A 17580-nucleotide genomic window follows, 5' to 3' on the forward strand; every position below is an offset into this window, starting at 1 on the left:
GCTGCTGGATCTCCGCTTATTATCAGAACTTGTTCAGGCTATCCTTCACCGGCACGCCGAAGTCCGGCATACCGTCCACGTTCCACCGCAGGCGCTTGGCCCGGGTGTGGCGGTTGTGGTCGTAGAGCGGGTCTCCGGTGATCTCCTTATAACTTCGGGCATGGTAGATCAGCACATCCTCACCGTTCTCGTCCACTGTGAAGCTGTTATGACCCGGACCGTATTGCCCGTTCTCCTCACTGGTCTGGAAGACTGGCTCCGGATGCTTGATCCAGGATGCTGCGTCCAGCAGATCGCTGTCCACATCAGCGGTAAGCAGTCCCAGGCAATAGTTGTGATCGGTGGCGCTGGCCGAGAAGCTTATGAAGATCCGGCCGCCCCGCTTCAGCACCGCAGGGCCTTCATTCACTTTGAAGCCGATGACCTCCCAAGGATACTCCGGTGTTGAGATCATCGTCTGCGGACCCTTGAGCGTCCAGCCGTTCTCCATGGCTGAGATATACAGGTTGGAGTTCCCATCGATCTCAGGGTCCTTTTGCGCCCATACATAGTAATACACGCCCTTATGCTCGAACGTTGTAGCGTCCAGGGCGAAGGATTCCCAGGCGGTCTTCACCTGCCCCTTCTCAGTCCACTCCCCTTCCAGCGGGTTCGCTGAAGTATTCTCCAGGGCGTACATCCGGTGGTCAAACAGCCCTTCCTTCGTCTCCGTGGTCCGGGCCGCCGCGAAATAAATATACCATTTGCCATCAATATAATGGATTTCGGGTGCCCAGATATTGGCGCTGAGCGGGCCGCTCTCATATTTGCGCCAGGCGACTACCGGCTGTGCTTCCCGAAGTCCCTCAATCGTTAACGCTCTGCGTACTTCAATCCGGTCGTACTCCGGCACGGAAGCGGTGAAATAGTAATAGCCGTCGGTATGCTTGTATACCCAGGGATCTGCACGCTGTTCGACAAGCGGGTTAGTGTACTCTCTATTTGTATTCATTATGGTTTCTCCTTTGGTCTTGAACTGGTGGCTGGCGGTGCTCAGCCGGTAATTCGGTATTCCGGAGGAAGGGTCAGCCCTTCACTCCGGAGATAGCAACAGATTCAATAATTTGCTTTTGGAAAACAAGGAAGATAATCAGCATCGGCAGCAGGGCAATAATCGAAGCCGCCATAATCAGCGGATAGTCCGTCTGGATCGCATAGGTCGCATTGAAGTTGGCGATAACCAGCTGGAGGGTCTGCTTCTCCGGTGAATTCAGATAGATAATCGGAGACAGGTAGTCGTTCCAGATGCCCATGAACCACAGGATCAGCTGCGCTGCCACCGCCGGCTTGATCAGCGGGAAGGTAATCGAGCTGTACAGGCGGAAGTACGAGCTTCCGTCGATTTTGGCCGCTTCGATAATGGCATTCGGCACACTGCTCAGATACTGCCGCAGGAAGAAGATCATGACGATATTGCCGAACAAGCCCGGCACGATCAGCGGCAGCAGCGTATCAATCCAGCCCAGCTTCGAGAACATGAAGAACTGCGGAATCATGACTGCCGGATACGGAATCATCAGGGATGACAGCATCAGCAGGAATATTTTATTCTTACCCGGAAACCGCAATTTAGCAAAGGAAAACGCCGCAAGGCTGGAGGTGAACGTACCTACAATCGTCACCGTCACCGCGATGATCAAGCTGTTCCTGATCCCGCTCAGCAGCGGACCCGCCGTCCAGATCTCACTGTATTTATCGAAATGGAACGGCCGCGGAATCCACACCGGAGGCAGAGCGAACACATCCTGCTTATCCTTGAATGAGGTGGACAGCATCCAGAGCAGCGGACCAATCATGAACACCGCGCCTATTAATAGTAGGACAAAGATAATGCTATGGGTAACTCTTCTTCTGCTCGTCATATTTATGGTCTCCTCCCTCTTCAGTTAATCGACATCGAACGATTGCTTCTCGTTCATTCGGAATTGGATAAGAGTCACAACAAATATGAACACGCCGAGGAATACCGCCATAGCAGAGGCATAGCCCATCTGGAAGTTGCCGAAGGCTTTTTGCCAAATGTAGAACACCACGGAGGCTGAAGCATATTCAGGTCCGCCTGTAGGGGTCATAATGTTCATCTCGGTAAAAATTTGCGATCCTCCAATAATGTTGGTCACGATGATGAAAAAGGTTACCGGGCGCACCATCGGCCAGGTGATATGCCAGAAGGACTTGAAGCCGCTGGCTCCGTCCAGCTCCGCCGCTTCATAATAAGATCTGGAGACACTCTGCAGCGCCGCCAGATAGAGCAGCATCGTATACCCGAGGCCTTTCCATACCGCCATAATGATCAGCGCCGGCTTGACCGTATATTTATTCGCCATCCAGTTCGGCCCGCTGATTCCGAAGAGATCAAGGAACTGGTTGACGAGACCATAATCACCGTTATAGGCCCAGTTCCACATGATCGATACTGCGGCCAGAGAAGAAATGACCGGAACATAATAGATGACCCGGAACGCTGTAGTCCCCGGCACCCCCCGGTTAAGCCCAAGCGCCAGCAGCAGTGCCAGTGTAATGCCGATCGGAATGCCAAGCATCATAAACAAAGTATTGAATAAGGCCTTATGGAACAGCTCATCCGACCACAGATCCTTGAAGTTGCCGAGGCCGATGAAGTTCATCTGGCCGAGCCCATCCCAATCCGTGAATGAGCCATAGATCGAATAGATCATCGGATACAGCGTAAAAATCAGCAGTCCCAGCAGCGGAGGCAGGATAAACAGAAATCCGTAGATTTTCTCCTTGCGGTACAGACCCAGCTTAGTGTTCATTAGAATCACCTCAAATTCGGATAGTCTATAACTTTCCCCACAAAGTGATGCATCAGCTCCGATGAGTATTCAGATACTTTGCGGGGTCCCCAAAATATATACAAGTTCATCTCAGAATAAAGTGATGCCGGCCCGCTGTTACAGGAGACCTGACATCACTTTGTATGCTGGATAAGAACGATGCGTACCGCTTATTTCTTGGATTTCGCCTCTTGCTCAACCGCTTTATCCAGCAGCTTCTGCATCTTCGGCTGTTCCGTCTTCACGTACTCTTCAGGGGTAACCTTGCCGTCAAGCACTGGCTGGATGTCCGTGTAGAACAGGTTATACCATTCAGCATTGTACGTGTAGTGGCCAGGCAGCACCCGTCCGTATTCATTCACGACCTGGAGGAATTCTTCCTTGTTCGCCGGTTTGGTCGTAGTATCAGCAGCCCATTCCTTAGCCATATCCATCAGGTTCGGAATTTGCACCTTAGCCTTCACCAGCGCTTCCATTCCCTCCTTGGAGGCCGTCAGATAGTTGATCAGATCCACGGCTTCATCGGGATGCTTGGTTTTGGCGGAAGCACCGATGCCGAGTGAGCCGGTCCATGTGGCGGATTTGCCTGTGGAGCCTGCAGGATATGGAATCAGGTCATAATCGAAGGGAAGCTTCTCGTAAGTGCTCATATCCCACGGACCTACAGGGAAGAAGGCCATTTCACCTTTCATCCAGCGCTGGTAGGTATCCAGAGTCTGTGCTTGTTCTGTGGACGGCGTAATGCCGTATTTAAGCTGCATGTCAGTGAAAAATTGCAGGGCTTCGATAAACTTCGGATCATCAATCGTAACCTTGGTCTTGGTCGCATCCAGCCAGTCCGCCCCGTTGCTCCAGACGAAGGAAGGCAAGGCCCACTGTACGTTGAAGCCTGCGCCGAATTGATCCAGCTTGCCGTCCCCGTCCTTGTCAATCGTCAGCTGCTGGGCGACTTTGATGAATTCATCCCAGGTGTACGGTTTGTCTTTGTCCGGCAGCGGGATACCCGCAGCTTCGAACATGGTCTTGTTATAGCCGAGTGCAAAAGGGCCTACGTCCTTGGGCATCCCGTACAGATTGCCTTGCCCTGCCATGGTGCCGTCGTAACGGTACAGATCCACGCCATATTTCCAGATATTATTCAAATCAATGTTAGGGTTCTTCTCCACATAGCTGGTCAGGTCCAGCAGCACACCGCTGTTCACATACGCCTTCAGGTCACCGGATTCAAAATAGAAAACGTCCGGAACGCTGTTTCCCGTAATAGAGGCTTTCAGCTTAGTCGCATATTGATCCGCCGCAGTCACAACGATCTTAACCTTGACGTTTGGATGATCGGCTTCATATTTTTTCACAACACCCTCATAGGCCTTCTGCTCATCGGTTCCCCCGCGGAACATAAAGGTAAGATTCTTGGTTTCCTTGGAATCCTTGCTGCCGGCATTCGCCGTCGCTTCGCTTCCGCTATTGCCCCCGGACGATGCATTGTTCTTCCCGCCGCAGCCTGTAAGTACAACCGATACCATCAGAACTAACGACAGCAGTGTGAACCAGCCCTTTTTCTTTAACACTGTAACCCCTCCTAGGATTTGCTGAGCAATTCGATTGATACAATCTATATAGAAGAACTAGGGAACCTCACCGGCTCTGTTAGTTCAAGCTACCGCATGACGCATTATGTTTCACTCTTTAATTAAATAATTGAAATACAATTGAATGTATTCGCTTACAGGTATAAAATAGCATATATAAAGTGGAGTGTAAATATAAAAGTATAAATCTTTTTAAACACATTCAAACTAAACGTTGTTTATTGTCTTTTTACTGAAAGAAATCATTTAATATTGACTTAACCGCGCATTAATTATTCATACTTATGTAAAACAAATAGCCTTAAACTTTTGCTTTTAACTTAAATTTAATCGTTTTCTACAAATAAAGGCAGAATACTTTCCTTTTAGGGTGGGTTAGTTTATAATTTTATAAAATAGTTTCGATTCTCATGACCTCAGTGGAAGAAGGTATTCTAAATATGATTTATATTAAAGATCTGATGAGCGGAATTGATATCTTCAAGGCGCTCAGCTCGGAAATCCGCATCCAGATTCTTGAGCTGCTGGCGACCAATCAGGCCCTGAATCTCAACGAAATTGCCAAGAAGCTGAATCTCAGCAACGGGGCCATTACAATGCATATCAAGAAGCTGGAGGAGAGCGGCTTAATTGAGATCAATACGGCTGTAGGCAAGCACGGAATTCAGAAGGTCTGCTACCTGAATAAAGATAAGCTGATGGTGGATTTGCGCAGCAAGGATGTCGATAATCTGTACGAGGTCGAGATTCAGGTGGGCCATTACAGTAATTATCAGGCTGTTCCGACCTGCGGTCTGGCTACCAAGGACAGCATTATCGGGGACTTCGACGAGCCGCGTTACTTCGCCGATCCCCAGCGGATCGATTCCGAGATTATCTGGATGGCCGAAGGCTTCCTGGAGTACCGCATCCCTAACTATCTCAAAGCCAACCAGACCTTCCGGGAAATCCAGTTCTCCATGGAGATCGGCTCCGAGGCTCCCGGGTTCAGCGACAATTATCCCTCGGATCTGTATTTCTATGTGAACGGCATCGAGATCGGCTTCTGGACCAGCCCCGGTGACTTCGGCGATGCGCGCGGCACCTTCAACCCGGACTGGTGGCCTCCCCACCTCAACCAGTACGGCATGCTGAAGCTGATCCGCATCAATCAGGAGGGCAGCTTCATTGACGGCTGCCGCATCTCAGACATTACCCTTGACGACATCAAGCTGGATTACAAAAGCGAGCTGACCTTCCGCATTGCCGTCACCGACAAACCGGTCAACAAACGCGGCTTGACCATTTACGGCAAGCACTTCGGCAATTACAGCCAGGATCTGCTGGCGCGTGTGCTCTATAATGTGCATGAGGTCGAAGATCCGGCTGGCCGGGCGACCACAGCGGGAGTGGCAGATTGACCTTTGAAGTATAATTGTCCCGGCCTTAACCCACACTAACGAATGTCTTTCAAACTACCGCGAGGGAGTGTTTCGAATGCGTGAAGGGTTAATACCAGCCGTACTGGGGACCGTAGTTACTGCTTCGAGTGCAGCTTTTCTGGGAAGCAGATATAAGATCGCAGCAACCGGCATTCTTGGATTTGGTCTGGCGCATATTGTACTCGGCACCATCGATTTGTTCGAACACCGGTAAGCCTGCTTGAAAGATGACCGGGCCGTATCCTTCGGATAGGGTCCGGTTTGCTATGTCATGCAGATTAGAACGGCTGATGCGTCCTTTTGTACAGATGGTACTTGTACATCTGCCTCACTCGCCCTCGCACCAGCACATTGCTCCGATTCTATGCTGTTTTCCACATACATTTTGTCCATGTACCTCAGCAGCGCCCATTGTATGCTGTTTTCCACATACATTTTGTCCATGTACCTCAGCAGCGCCGATTGTATGCTGTTTTCCACATATATTTTGTCCATATGACCCAGCAGCGCCGATTGTATGCTGTTTTCCACATACATTTTGTCCATGTACCTCAGCAGCGCCGATTCTATGCTGTTTTTCACATACATTTGGTCCATGTACCTCAGCAGCGCCGATTGTGCGGTTTTTCGCAAACATTTGATCCATATCAAGATCAAAGAAGGCCCTTACCCAATTCAGGTAAGGACCTCCCATACAACCTCAACCATATATGAAGCTCTAAAGTATTAAACGAAAAGCAAAAAGGAACGGAGGGGAAATTTGGAACTGTAGGAGCGGTAGCGTCCGCCTTTGTCTGCGGATTTCTACCGCGAATAGCGGTATTAAATCATGAAATCTGCAGACAACAGCGGCCGTAAGTCCAAATGTTCTCCGCAGTGACAATTACGCTTCAAGTTTTCTTTTGTAGCTTCATTTCACAGCCACATAGAACAGCCGCTGCGCCGAATCATCCGCCACCACCCACTCGAAGTCCGCATACACCGACACCTCGCTGAATCCGGCGGCAAGCAGCTCCTGCTTCATCCACTCCGGGTCATAGGCACGCTGGGTATGAGTCTCTTCGAAGCGCCGGTACGTGTCTGAGCGGCCCTCCTCGCGGGCGAAGATGGACAGGTGATGCTCAATCTCCCGGCGCGGCACATCCAGCTCACAGGTCCAGATGTAGGATACATCCAGCTCATCCAGCACGAAGGGCTGCTCTTCCTCATAGCGGATCAGCGTATTCGGATGATGCACATCGAACAGGAAGGTCCCGCCTGGTTTAAGCCCGTCATACGTGCAGGAGAATACCTTCCGGATGTCCTGCTCCTCCAGCACGTAATTCAGGCAGTCGCAGAAGGAAATCACCGAATCCACCGGCTCCGGCAGCTCCCATTCCTTCATGTTCTGCTGAACCCACTGCACACTGCCCTCCCGCAAAAAGCGCCGTCCCTGCGGCTGCTGCTCCAGCTTACGCTGGGCAACGGACAGCATGTCCGATGAAAGATCAATCCCCGTCATGTGATACCCTGCCCCCGCCAGCGGAATCGTCAGGCTGCCGGTACCACAGCCGAGTTCAGCTACCGTGCGCGGCTTGCCGTATTTGCCCCATGCCGTCTCGGCAAAGGCCAGCCAATCGGGATACGGCATATCCGCCATAAGCGCATCGTATACATAAGCAAATTTGCCATAGGAAGACACTGCGTACACCGCTTTCTCTATACTATTGGTTGTCAGAGTCGCTGTCCGGTCCGGCCTGCTCCTCTTCGCGGGCAGCCAGATAGGTCCAGTTCTCCTTCTGGACAACCAGCCCTTCCTTCATCAGCTTGCCAAGCGCGCGCTTGAACGCTGATTTACTGATACCGAAGCGCTGCTTGATAATATCGGGAGGCGTAGCATCCGAATATGGCATTCCGCCGCCCGGACGGGAAGCCAGAAAATCTAGCAGAGCCGCCGAATCCACATCACGGCCCACTTCCTTGCGGTGGCCCATGCTGAGGTTGACGCGTCCATCCTCACGGATATGAGCCACGCGCGCTTCAATCACTTCACCCAGACGCAGCAAGCGAACGCGTTCAGAGGAGTGGACCATACCGATGATGCCGAAGCCGAGCACACCGGCATCTACAAGCACGAAGGTGCCCATCTGCAGCGGCTTGTACACCCGGGCGGTGACACTCTGCCCCTGCCAGGATTCCGGTGCAGGCAAGGCCAGCGGCGCAAGCTCCTGCTCTCCGGCCAGCTTGGCACGGAGACGTCCCTGCTTGTCATGCTCCATAATTGCGAAGACCTTGTCGCCAATCTGCGGACGCAGCTCCACCAGCTCGGGAAGCTCGCTGAGCGGCAGCAGCAGCTGCCGTCCAAGCCCCATTTCCAGGAAGCAGCCCAGCCGCGGATGGATATCCGCCACTTCAAGCAGCGCCATCTCGCCAAGCGTCAGATATGGCTTTTTCATCGTTGCCGCAGGACGGTCCTCGGTATCGAAGAAGAGGAAGACCTCCACCTTATCGCCGATCTTCGGCTTGCTGCCCACAAGCTCGGTGTAATGAAGCATGATATCCTGGTCGCCCGCGCTCAGGAAGTACCCGTAAGGGGATACCTCCCGCATCACTTCAAGCGTAACCGTAGTTCCTGCAATCAGACTCATACCGTCTCCATGACCTTGGCATCCGACCACAGACGCTCAATATTGTAATATTCACGTTCATCGCGGTGGAAGACATGGACGATCACATCGCCAAGGTCCATCAGTACCCAGCGTGCTGCATCCATCCCCTCAATGCCTTTGATCATTCCGCCAGCTTCATGAACAACCTTGCGCACCTCAGTGGCAATTGCCTGAACCTGGGTATCGGAATTACCGTGGCAGATGATGAAATAATCGCTGATCGGCGACACACTGCGCAGATCGAGGGCCACCACATTCATTGCTTTTTTATCCTGAACGGCGTGTAACGCCAGCTCAAACAGCTTGTTTGATTGTACACTCATAGTTTATCCTCCAATGTTCTAACTAAATCGTTGCGTGCCAGCACCGTAAGCGGAAATACGACCCGGCGCTTCTCCAGCAGTACGCGTATAGTGGAGTCCAGTCCGGCAATCAGGCCTTCCTCCAGGCTGACCTTCGATAGCCTGCGGATCTCCTCCACACCGGGGAAGTCCCGTCCAGGCTCAATATAATCAGCCAGACAGACGATCCGCTCCAGCAGACTCATGTTCTCCCGGCCCGAGGTATGGTAACGGATCGCATCCAGTACCTCCGAATCCGTAATGCCATAATCATGCTCGGCAGTATAAGCACCAACCTCAGCATGCCATAGCTGCTTGTCATATTTCAAAAGCTCAGCGGATAATCCGTTCTGTTCAATGATCTCCCGCATCCGTTCCACCGGCCAATATTTGGCCACATCATGCAGGATGGCGGCGGTCTCGGCCCGCTGCGGGTCAGCGCCATACCGCTGCGCCAGCTTCACAGCAGACTCCATCACACCGAGTGTATGCTTCCAGCGTTTGTCCGGCATCTGGCCGGATACCGCCTCAATCAGCGCTTCACGGCTGTACTCCATACAATCCACTCCTTTGAACATATTCATATACAGCATCCGGAACCATATAGCGGATCGACTTTCCTTCGGCGGCCCGGGCTCTGAGCATGGTGGAGGAGAGATCGACCAGCGGCATATCCGCCAGCAGCACTTTACCGGCAATGAACTCCGGCAGCAGTCCCAGATCCAGCGGAGTGCCCGGACGTCCGACACCGATGAAGGTCAACCGCTGCACCAGCTCTTCGATCCCCTGCCACTTGGGCAGATACTGAACCATATCCGCACCCACGATGAAAAAGAACTCATGCTGCGGATACTCCACCTGCAGACTAATCACCGTCTCCAGTGTATAGGATACTCCGCCCCGCACGATTTCCCAGTCAAGAATGCCAAAGGAAGGATGATTCTTCACCGCTCCCTCCACCATAGCCAGCCGCTCTTCACCGGTTGCCCCGGCCTCATGCTTATGAGGCGGAATATGCGAAGGCATGAACCAGACCTCCTGCAGACTGTAGCTCTCGCGCGCCGTCTCAGCGGCCATCATATGGCCGATATGCAGAGGATCGAAGGTCCCTCCCATTATGCCTACTCTCAAGAGGTCAACCTCCTATCTTGGAAGCTCGATCGTTTTGTTGTCGCGTGATTCCTTGTACAGAACGATAGTCTTGCCGATAACCTGAACAAGCTCCGAACCGGACTGCTCGGCAAGCGCGGCACCAATTTCCTTGGGATCATCAGCGTTGTTATTCAGTACACTGATCTTCATCAGTTCGCGTTTCTCAATAGCTTCTTCAATGTGACGGATCAGATGATCGTTTACGCCGCCTTTGCCAACCTGAAATACAGCATCCAGATGATGAGCCAAAGAGCGCAGATAACGTTTTTGTTTGCCTGTTAACATAAATGTGAAAACTCCTTAATTAACATATATTATTACCCTATTCAGTGAAAATCATTTGCCCGGCACCTGGCCAAGGCAATCCGCAATAGTCTGCCGCATAATCGCTGCAGGAGCCACAAGCCCCGTCCAATACTCCAGGGCGTAAGCTCCCTGGTAGACGAACATGCCCAGCCCGCCGTGAACGGTGCAGCCGCGCTTCAGACTCTCTGTAAGCAGCCGGGTATGCAGCGGATTATAGATCAGATCGCTGACGATCATCCCTTCGTGCAGCCCGGCCGGATCGATCGGCATGTCCTCCATATGCGGATACATGCCTACGGATGTTGTATTAATTACAATATCCATGCTGCCAAGCAGGCCGGGAACGGCATCCATCCCTGCTCCGGTTAAGCTGCCCCGGCTGCTGAAGCTATCTGCCAGCTGACGGGCCCGTTCCTCATTTCGGTTCACAATCAGGACCATTCCCGGCTGCTCCTTCAGCAGCGCCGAGACAATCCCTCTGGCCGCACCGCCAGCTCCAATCACGAGGATGCGGGCGCCGGTAAGATCCGGCGCAGCCTCTGTCTTCAGTGAGCGGACATATCCGATGCCATCCGTATTGAAGCCGGTCAGTATACCATTATCGTTGACGATGGTATTAACTGCGCCGACATCCACCGCACTTGAATCCAGCCGGTCCAGATACTCCATCACGGCAACCTTATGGGGGATCGTTACATTCACGCCCCGGAAGCCAAGCGTCCGTATCGCCTGCACCGCATCGCCCAGCTTGTCCGGCGTGATGTGCAGCGGCACATAAGCCCCGGAGAGACCGAGCGCCTGGAGCGCCGCCCCGTGCATCAGCGGGGATTTGGACTGGGCAATCGGGTCACCCATCACGCCCAGCAGCAGCTCCCCGTGACTCTGCGTGTTCCTGCCTGTCTCAGTCATGTCGCCTTCCTCCTGTACAATTAGATCAGCGAAGGACGGGTAAGCACCTTGACGCCGCGCGGCACATGGACAGCTACTACCGCTCCGGCTGTACCGTTCACCTTGATCCAGCCCAGACCGGAGATGAACAGGTCGGTCTCACTATTCCTGGCGATACGGAATTCATGGCGCTGCCACTGCGGCAGCTTGTCCATGTCGGCAGTCCCCGGCGGAGACAGCAGCTCGCCCCGGTGGTCCTGATACAGGGAATCTGCACGCTCCAGCTTCGTGCGGTGAATCTTCAGGGTGCCACTGATGAAGCAGGTGAAGGACTGGCGTTCCCCCTGAATGAAGTCGAAGCGTCCCAGTCCGCCGAAGAACAGCGACTGGCCTTCATTCAGCTGATAGACCGCAGGCTTGAGCGGATTCTCAGGCATCACTGCGCCCAGATCCTTGCGCTCGACCAGCTCGCTGTACCGCCACGGGTACACGATTCCCGGCGTATCAATGATGGAATGGCCGTCATCCAGCGGGATTTTGACCATATCGAGGGTAGTGCCCGGATAACGGGAGGTCGTCAGCTCCTCTTCCAGGTCACTGTAATCGGAGATCAGCCGGTTAATCAAGGTGGACTTGCCTACATTGGTAGCCCCGACAACGTACACATCACGCTGGCCGCGCAGCTCGGTAACGGCCTCCAGCAGACGGTCGAAGCCCTGATTGCGCTTCGCGCTGACCAGGACAATCTCCGCCGTGCGCAGTCCCTCTTCCTTGCAGCGCTGCTGCATCCAGTTGCGCAATCGGTTCCAGTTGGTCACCTTCGGCAGCAGATCGATCTTGTTCACCGCCAGAATGACCTGATTATTGCCGACAAACCGCTGCAGCCCGGAAATCAGACTGCCCTCGAAATCGAACAGATCCACAATATGGATCACCAGTGCATTCTTCTCGCCTACTCCGCTTAACAGCTTCAGGAATTCATCCTGATTCACCGATACGGAAGAGGCTTCATTGTAATTCTTGATCCGGAAGCAGCGCTGGCAAATTACCGGCTCCCGTTCGAAGGCGACCTCCGGGATATAACCGGGGAGCTCCTTGTCTACGCTCTGTAGCTTAATGCCGCAGCCGCTGCATTTCTCAGGCCGCGCTGTTCCATCGTTCATTGCATTCATTAAGATTTATCCTCCTCTTGCCACAATCCTTGCTTCCGCAGACGGGTCAAGGCAATCTGCTCCACTCTGCGGTTAATTCTTGTTCCTATTCCCTCATCCTTGACCGAGATCGGCAGCACGAGTACCGTGAACAGACCCAGCCGGTTGCCGCCGTATACATCGGTCAGCATCTGGTCGCCGACTACAATCGTCTGCTCCGGTCCCAGCTCCATCAGCTTCATGGCCCGCAGGAACGGGGAATTGCTGGGCTTCTTGGCCTGATGTACAAATTCAATATTCAGCGGGGTGGCAAAACGCGACACCCGGTCCATATTGTTGTTGGATACGATCACAAGCTTGAAGCCCAGCTCCTTCACCTTGGCGAACCAGAGCAGCAGCTCAGGAGTAGCCAGCGGCGCCTTGGCGCCGACCAGCGTATTATCCAGATCCGTAATAATTCCCCGGTAGCCTTGGCGGTACAGCTCCTCCAGAGCGATATCAAACACCGTGTTTACCCGGAGCTTGGGGACTAATCTTTCAAACAATACATTCACCTCATTTTCATACAGGAAACTTGTAACCCGGCTCTATAGGACTGCAAAAACCCCAGGGTCCGGCAGCATTTCATCACCAGTGGGCATTACTTGCCGGACTTCATGCTTTTTCGCAGCCGCAAAGCTTCAGTATACACGCTGTGCCAGTCTTTGTCTTCAATAACCTCAGGGCTGTAATTCGCCCGCTCGAACATCTTCAGCAGCGCAGCAAGACTGCCTGCAGCTTGCGGGCGTTCCACGCTCCACCGTGCCACTGATTCGCGCAGAGTTTCATGCTCTTTCTTCAGCATACCCTTCCTGCGCATATACCTTACCCAGCGCTCCGTTTCTGCGACAACTTTTTGCGCCGGACTCGGCTGACCGCCTAGACGCATACGGGTAATCAGGAAACGCAGGCTCAGCCGGCGCTGCCAGATCAGGAATAGGGTCCAGAGCAGGAGTACAGCGGCTGCTCCAGCCACGGCCCAGGTGCCGGGATGGAATCCGGAAGACTTGTCCGTCTGGCCCGCTGCCGCCGGTTCAAGCTCCTCGGGCTCCTCAACCTCTACTTCAGGCTGGTCCGGATTATCCTGCTCACTCTGCGTCAGCACCGGAACATCGAAGCCCGGCGTTGCCTCTACTGGAACCCACCCGTAATCGCCGAAATAGATCTCAGCCCAGGAGTGGGCGTCCGCATTGGTAATCGTGTAGTTGTTATTCACATAACCGGCAGCGCCCTGCTGAAGCATTACGCTATCCGGAATCTCGGCCTGCTCCCCGGGAGCATATCCCTTCACCCAGCGGGCCGGTATATCCAGTGACCTCGCCATGGTGACAAGCGCCGTGGAATAGTAATCGCAGTATCCCTCCTTAATCTCAAACAGGAAGCTCTCGACCATGTCCTTGCTTCTGGCCCGTGAGGTATCCGGCTGATTCGTATAAGGGAAAGAAGCTTGAAGATATTGCTGCAGCAGAATCGTCTTCTCGTAAGGCGTCTGCGCTCTCGCTGTAATCTCCTTGGCCAGCGTGCTCACCCGCTCAGGATAGTTATCCGGGAGCTGAAGATACTGCGCGTCAATATTCTTGTTGCTGTAGAGCTGCTCGAAGGTCTGCATGCTCAGTTCCTTAAGGGGAACCACCGGCACCTCCGAGGTTACCACATAGGTCTGCGGGTAAGCTCTTGTTTTGCCTCCGGGATTCCACAGCAGTTCACTGTCTTCACTCCGCCAGGACAAGCCGCTGCTCTGTTCCTGCCCGTCCACCGAGTCTACCCCCGAGATCGAATAGCCGCCGAACAGAACCGGATAGCTGTTCCCTCCGAGCAGCTTGACGGTCTGCTTGAGCGTACGGGTCTCCGTCTTGGAGGCGGCAGCACGTTCCAGCGGCTCGCCCACCTGCACCTCGTTATGCGGTCCCCGGCCGGAGGTATCATCATCTGTCCAGCCTTTGCCCGAATACACGCTGCGGATCTCGCCGCGCATATAGGTGCGCAGATCGGAGGTCACTTGCATGACCGGCGAATAATCGAAGTTGAAGCCCCCGCCCAGATTGTCATCATTCAGGCTGTAGCCCGAGGTCGTCCCGTTCGCCGCTGACCCGCCGCTTGCGCTGTCACCGCTCCCGGAGGAGGGTCTGGACGAGACGGAGTTACCGTTCCACTTTTGCCAGGCGGTATAAGGGTCGGTCAAGGTGGGACGCACGCCCGGCATATTCACCCCGGCAAGGATAACCAGTGAGAAAATAATCGCTATATTCAAGGCAACCTTCATCGGATACCTCAGCATATAGGTCCAGCCGCGCGGATAATGCAGCTGGAAATTCCTCAGATGCCGGGTGACCAGCCAGCCCATACCGGCAAAGACCGTCCAAGCTACCTCCTGCCACATTACCGCTGTCGTGAATGAATCCAGCGCGGCGAAGGCCGTGATATTCGCTGCGATGAACATCAGAATCCGCGCCTTGCCGTTCACCCACCAGGCGGACACAAGCAGCAGCGCCCAGGCCCCCAGCGCAAACCAGATGTAAGGAATCATCGATACCGCTATCCCGGGCAGCCGGTCAAGAAATGCCGGCAGCAGAGGATCGGGAATGTAAATCCCGTAGCTGATAATCACGTTGTATACAATAAATACCACTGCCGCGCCTTCCAGCAGCATGCGGTACACTCTTTTAAACGGAAAAATGATTTCAATAGCTGTAACAGCCAGCAGGGTTAGCGCCACAGAAACGGTGGTCTCCTGCAGCCAGAAGGGCACCGTATAGGACACCCACTGCATAGCGATAATGCTCAGCCATAACAGCGTCAGCCCGTGATGCCATGAGGAACGTATCGCCTGAAACCAGTGCTTCATCGGACAGAATCACCTCCAAGTACCGCAGGAAGCTCCTGAAGTGTGCTGATGCTATGTCCGGTAACGCCATGCGAGTGCAGAATATTCTGCCACTCTCCGGCCCGGTATTTCCCGGAAGGATGAAGAACATGAATGTGGGAAGGGGTCATCCCCCGGTTCTCCGCCCAGCGCAGCGTATCCAGTACCGCTCTGCCGCTCTGCGGACTGATCAGTACGAAATACGATCCCTTGGGGAACATCCGCTGGACACTCTCCAGCCTGTCAATCAGCGGCCCCTTGCCTTCTGCGTTGATGTCTATTAAATACTGAATCATCTTTTGCCGCTCGGCATTGCCTTCCGCCGGACTGAACACCTTATTATGCTTATCCAGACAGCACAGGCCGATGCCGATCCGCTCCCGGATGCCGAAGCCGAGGAGAGAAGCCGTGACCGAGACTGCCAGCTCGAATTGTGCGGAGTTGTAATAGCCGCTGGAGGTTCCGTCCAGCACCAGAATGGTTCTGGGAACGGATTCATGCTCGAATTCCTTCGACTTCCACTCGCCGGTCTTCGCCGTTGCATTCCAGTGAATGCGCGTCAGGCGGTCCCCGTAGACATAATCACGGACACCGTTGATCTGCGTGGTCTCGCGCCTGGACTGAAGCAGCGATACCTGCGGCCCCGACAGCCGCGCCTTACGCTCATACAGCTGCCAGCGCGGCACTACGACGGCCCGGGGCATCACCCGGAATTGGCCTTCTGCCTTGAAAGTCCCCTTATGCTCCATCAGACCGAAGATATCCTCGCTCAGAATATCCGTATTCTCAAAAGAATAACGGCCCCGCTCCAGCAGCGGCGTCTGGAACAGCAGCTCGCCCCGTCCGCCCATGTTCGGAATCAGGCTCTCCTCGAACACCCAGGACTCTCCGTTATGGCGCTTCAGAATTTCTCTTACCACCACATAGGGCAAAGGCAGAAATCCCGGAATGGTTACTTCCAGCTTCACCTTGAGAAAACCCCCGGCATAGAGCAGATCCGGCTTATCCTGTTCGGAATAGAAGCTGCGTGCGCCTCTGGCCCGCCGGACCCCTTCAAGACCGCCAATGAACAGATACAGAAAAAGAACAGAGACCATGATGAACAGCATGAACGAGGTTTTGCCGCCCTGAAACAGCACGTAGAAGAGTGTAATGACCCAAATCGCCAGAACGCCCGTGAACTTCCTCAGCTGAACCGCAGCGGCAGCCCGCGTAAGTAAGGCCCTCATCTTATTGCCTCATGGTTACAGGCACGTTAATGCTCTGAAGCAGCTTCTGCAGCAGGGAGTCCATGCTGACGTTGTCCAGGCGTGATTCCGGCCGCAGCAGGATCCGGTGTCCCAGTGTATACGGGGTCAGGGTCTTCACATCATCAGGCAGCACATAATCCCGTCCCTGGAGAAAAGCGTAGGCCTTGCAGGCCATCATGAATGATAAGGATGCCCGGGGGCTTGCGCCGAGCAGCACCAGCGGATGCACCCGCGTCTGGCGGACCACATCCAGCAGGTAGTTCAGCACCGGCTCGCTGATGAACACATCGCGGATCTCCTCCTGAATGGCCGCAATCGTCTCCATGCTGGTTACGGGAGCCAGCCTGTCCACCGGCTGGCCCTGCTGATGGGTTAGCAGCAGGTTCTTCTCGGTATCGGCATCGGGGTAGCCCAGGCTGATCCGCAGCATGAAGCGGTCCAGCTGAGCTTCGGGAAGGGTATAGGTTCCCTCGAAATCTATCGGATTCTGGGTCGCACAGAGCATGAACGGGTGCGGAAGGGGATAGGTCTCTCCATCGACCGTAACATTGCGTTCTTCCATTACCTCAAGCAGTGCGGACTGGGTCTTGGTGGTCGCCCGGTTGATCTCATCGGCCAGCAGGATATTGGTCATCACCGGACCCGGACGGAAGTGGAACATCTCATCACGTGGATGATAGACGGATACGCCGGTAATATCACTCGGAAGAATATCCGGGTTACACTGGATGCGCCGGTATTCGCCGGACATCGACCGGGAGAGCGCGCGGATAAGCTGGGTTTTTCCAGTCCCCGGAACATCCTCAATCAGGACATGTCCGCCTGCTAACAGTGCAGTCAGCAGCAGTTCTATTTCAAAGCTTTTACCGAGAATACAGGATTCCAGATTAGTGCGGACAGCGTTCATAATTTGCGTGGATTCTTGACGTACGGGCATGTATATTAAACCCTCCTATATCAGAATAAGCAGTAATATATACATTTTACATGATAGGAGTACCGAAAGTACATGTTAGGCTGGTGATATCACTGTAAATGCCAAAACAAACAGCACAAATCCCGGATAAGGGAATTGTGCTGCAGTACCTGTCGTAC

The 17580-nt window shown here is 53.8% G+C and carries 19 protein-coding genes; 2 read left to right on the forward strand and 17 right to left on the reverse strand.

Translation table 11 applies throughout. The features are described 5' to 3' along the window. Positions 1-22: 22 nt before the first annotated feature. The 4 genes from MHH78_RS28340 to MHH78_RS28355 all read right to left on the reverse strand — a co-directional run bounded on the left by MHH78_RS28340 (position 23) and on the right by MHH78_RS28355 (position 4405). Positions 23-991: a glycoside hydrolase family 43 protein gene (locus MHH78_RS28340; protein WP_341169620.1), complete on the reverse strand. Its 969-nt coding sequence runs from the start codon at positions 989-991 to the stop codon at positions 23-25. A gap of 73 nt (positions 992-1064) precedes the next feature. Then, on the reverse strand, positions 1065-1901 hold the full coding sequence (locus tag MHH78_RS28345) for a carbohydrate ABC transporter permease (RefSeq protein WP_445321988.1): 837 nt from the start codon (positions 1899-1901) through the stop codon (positions 1065-1067). Positions 1902-1925: 24 nt separating this feature from the next. After that, a complete protein-coding gene (locus tag MHH78_RS28350; protein ID WP_036725691.1) occupies positions 1926-2816 on the reverse strand; it encodes a carbohydrate ABC transporter permease in 891 nt (296 codons plus the stop codon). Between the two features lie 191 nt (positions 2817-3007). Continuing rightward, complete coding sequence (locus tag MHH78_RS28355) at positions 3008-4405, reverse strand: ABC transporter substrate-binding protein (RefSeq protein WP_036725692.1); 1398 nt, start codon at positions 4403-4405, stop codon at positions 3008-3010. Positions 4406-4866: 461 nt separating this feature from the next. Between MHH78_RS28355 and MHH78_RS28360 the strand changes: the two genes are divergently transcribed. Continuing rightward, the gene (locus MHH78_RS28360; protein WP_341169621.1) at positions 4867-5826 is read left to right on the forward strand and encodes an ArsR/SmtB family transcription factor; all 960 of its coding nucleotides are present in this window, start codon (positions 4867-4869) and stop codon (positions 5824-5826) included. 76 nt (positions 5827-5902) lie between these two features. Further along, a complete protein-coding gene (locus MHH78_RS28365) occupies positions 5903-6061 on the forward strand; it encodes a hypothetical protein (RefSeq protein ID WP_036697952.1) in 159 nt (52 codons plus the stop codon). 50 nt (positions 6062-6111) lie between these two features. Here the strand turns inward: MHH78_RS28365 and MHH78_RS28370 are convergent, their stop codons facing one another. The 13 genes from MHH78_RS28370 to MHH78_RS28430 all read right to left on the reverse strand — a co-directional run bounded on the left by MHH78_RS28370 (position 6112) and on the right by MHH78_RS28430 (position 17422). Continuing rightward, positions 6112-6480 (reverse strand): hypothetical protein, encoded by a 369-nt coding sequence (locus MHH78_RS28370; protein ID WP_341169622.1) that lies wholly within the window; start codon positions 6478-6480, stop codon positions 6112-6114. Between the two features lie 277 nt (positions 6481-6757). Further along, positions 6758-7528 (reverse strand): class I SAM-dependent DNA methyltransferase, encoded by a 771-nt coding sequence (locus tag MHH78_RS28375; protein ID WP_341169623.1) that lies wholly within the window; start codon positions 7526-7528, stop codon positions 6758-6760. A gap of 22 nt (positions 7529-7550) precedes the next feature. Then, complete coding sequence (locus MHH78_RS28380; protein WP_076079714.1) at positions 7551-8474, reverse strand: CvfB family protein; 924 nt, start codon at positions 8472-8474, stop codon at positions 7551-7553. After that, positions 8471-8818, reverse strand: a complete 348-nt coding sequence (rsfS, locus tag MHH78_RS28385; protein WP_341169624.1) for a ribosome silencing factor — start codon at positions 8816-8818, stop codon at positions 8471-8473. The genes MHH78_RS28380 and rsfS overlap by 4 nt, the downstream gene beginning before the upstream one ends. Beyond that, positions 8815-9393, reverse strand: a complete 579-nt coding sequence (gene yqeK / locus MHH78_RS28390) for a bis(5'-nucleosyl)-tetraphosphatase (symmetrical) YqeK (protein ID WP_036725702.1) — start codon at positions 9391-9393, stop codon at positions 8815-8817. Before yqeK ends, rsfS begins: the two co-directional genes overlap by 4 nt. Continuing rightward, complete coding sequence (locus MHH78_RS28395) at positions 9377-9967, reverse strand: nicotinate-nucleotide adenylyltransferase (protein ID WP_341169625.1); 591 nt, start codon at positions 9965-9967, stop codon at positions 9377-9379. The genes yqeK and MHH78_RS28395 overlap by 17 nt, the downstream gene beginning before the upstream one ends. A 12-nt stretch (positions 9968-9979) precedes the next feature. After that, positions 9980-10273 carry a ribosome assembly RNA-binding protein YhbY gene (gene yhbY, locus MHH78_RS28400; RefSeq protein ID WP_036697934.1) on the reverse strand — a complete coding sequence of 98 codons (294 nt, stop codon included), beginning with the start codon at positions 10271-10273 and terminating at the stop codon, positions 9980-9982. Positions 10274-10324: 51 nt separating this feature from the next. Further along, positions 10325-11203 (reverse strand): shikimate dehydrogenase, encoded by an 879-nt coding sequence (gene aroE / locus MHH78_RS28405; protein ID WP_341169626.1) that lies wholly within the window; start codon positions 11201-11203, stop codon positions 10325-10327. Between the two features lie 20 nt (positions 11204-11223). Continuing rightward, complete coding sequence (gene yqeH, locus MHH78_RS28410) at positions 11224-12345, reverse strand: ribosome biogenesis GTPase YqeH (RefSeq protein ID WP_036725851.1); 1122 nt, start codon at positions 12343-12345, stop codon at positions 11224-11226. A gap of 8 nt (positions 12346-12353) precedes the next feature. Next, on the reverse strand, positions 12354-12878 hold the full coding sequence (locus tag MHH78_RS28415) for a YqeG family HAD IIIA-type phosphatase (RefSeq protein ID WP_036697929.1): 525 nt from the start codon (positions 12876-12878) through the stop codon (positions 12354-12356). A gap of 95 nt (positions 12879-12973) precedes the next feature. Continuing rightward, complete coding sequence (locus MHH78_RS28420; RefSeq protein WP_341169627.1) at positions 12974-15217, reverse strand: DUF4129 domain-containing transglutaminase family protein; 2244 nt, start codon at positions 15215-15217, stop codon at positions 12974-12976. Continuing rightward, positions 15214-16464 (reverse strand): DUF58 domain-containing protein, encoded by a 1251-nt coding sequence (locus MHH78_RS28425; protein WP_339313211.1) that lies wholly within the window; start codon positions 16462-16464, stop codon positions 15214-15216. Before MHH78_RS28425 ends, MHH78_RS28420 begins: the two co-directional genes overlap by 4 nt. A 1-nt stretch (position 16465) precedes the next feature. Further along, on the reverse strand, positions 16466-17422 hold the full coding sequence (locus tag MHH78_RS28430) for an AAA family ATPase (RefSeq protein WP_076079719.1): 957 nt from the start codon (positions 17420-17422) through the stop codon (positions 16466-16468). Between the last annotated feature and the right edge of the window lie 158 nt (positions 17423-17580).

This window comes from Paenibacillus sp. FSL H3-0333 (genome assembly GCF_038002805.1).
Taxonomy (GTDB): domain Bacteria; phylum Bacillota; class Bacilli; order Paenibacillales; family Paenibacillaceae; genus Paenibacillus_AQ; species Paenibacillus_AQ silagei.

Bases quoted from the DNA above. Each gene is read 5' to 3' on its own strand.
- MHH78_RS28340 (WP_341169620.1), bottom strand. From the start codon at position 991: ATGAATACAAATAGAGAGTACACTAACCCGCTTGTCGAACAGCGTGCA.
- MHH78_RS28345 (WP_445321988.1), bottom strand. From the start codon at position 1,901: ATGACGAGCAGAAGAAGAGTTACCCATAGCATTATCTTTGTCCTACTA.
- MHH78_RS28350 (WP_036725691.1), bottom strand. From the start codon at position 2,816: ATGAACACTAAGCTGGGTCTGTACCGCAAGGAGAAAATCTACGGATTT.
- MHH78_RS28360 (WP_341169621.1), top strand. From the start codon at position 4,867: ATGATTTATATTAAAGATCTGATGAGCGGAATTGATATCTTCAAGGCG.
- MHH78_RS28365 (WP_036697952.1), top strand. From the start codon at position 5,903: ATGCGTGAAGGGTTAATACCAGCCGTACTGGGGACCGTAGTTACTGCT.
- MHH78_RS28380 (WP_076079714.1), bottom strand. From the start codon at position 8,474: ATGAGTCTGATTGCAGGAACTACGGTTACGCTTGAAGTGATGCGGGAG.
- rsfS (WP_341169624.1), bottom strand. From the start codon at position 8,818: ATGAGTGTACAATCAAACAAGCTGTTTGAGCTGGCGTTACACGCCGTT.
- yqeK (WP_036725702.1), bottom strand. From the start codon at position 9,393: ATGGAGTACAGCCGTGAAGCGCTGATTGAGGCGGTATCCGGCCAGATG.
- yhbY (WP_036697934.1), bottom strand. From the start codon at position 10,273: ATGTTAACAGGCAAACAAAAACGTTATCTGCGCTCTTTGGCTCATCAT.
- aroE (WP_341169626.1), bottom strand. From the start codon at position 11,203: ATGACTGAGACAGGCAGGAACACGCAGAGTCACGGGGAGCTGCTGCTG.
- yqeH (WP_036725851.1), bottom strand. From the start codon at position 12,345: ATGAACGATGGAACAGCGCGGCCTGAGAAATGCAGCGGCTGCGGCATT.
- MHH78_RS28420 (WP_341169627.1), bottom strand. From the start codon at position 15,217: ATGAAGCACTGGTTTCAGGCGATACGTTCCTCATGGCATCACGGGCTG.
- MHH78_RS28425 (WP_339313211.1), bottom strand. From the start codon at position 16,464: ATGAGGGCCTTACTTACGCGGGCTGCCGCTGCGGTTCAGCTGAGGAAG.
- MHH78_RS28430 (WP_076079719.1), bottom strand. From the start codon at position 17,422: ATGCCCGTACGTCAAGAATCCACGCAAATTATGAACGCTGTCCGCACT.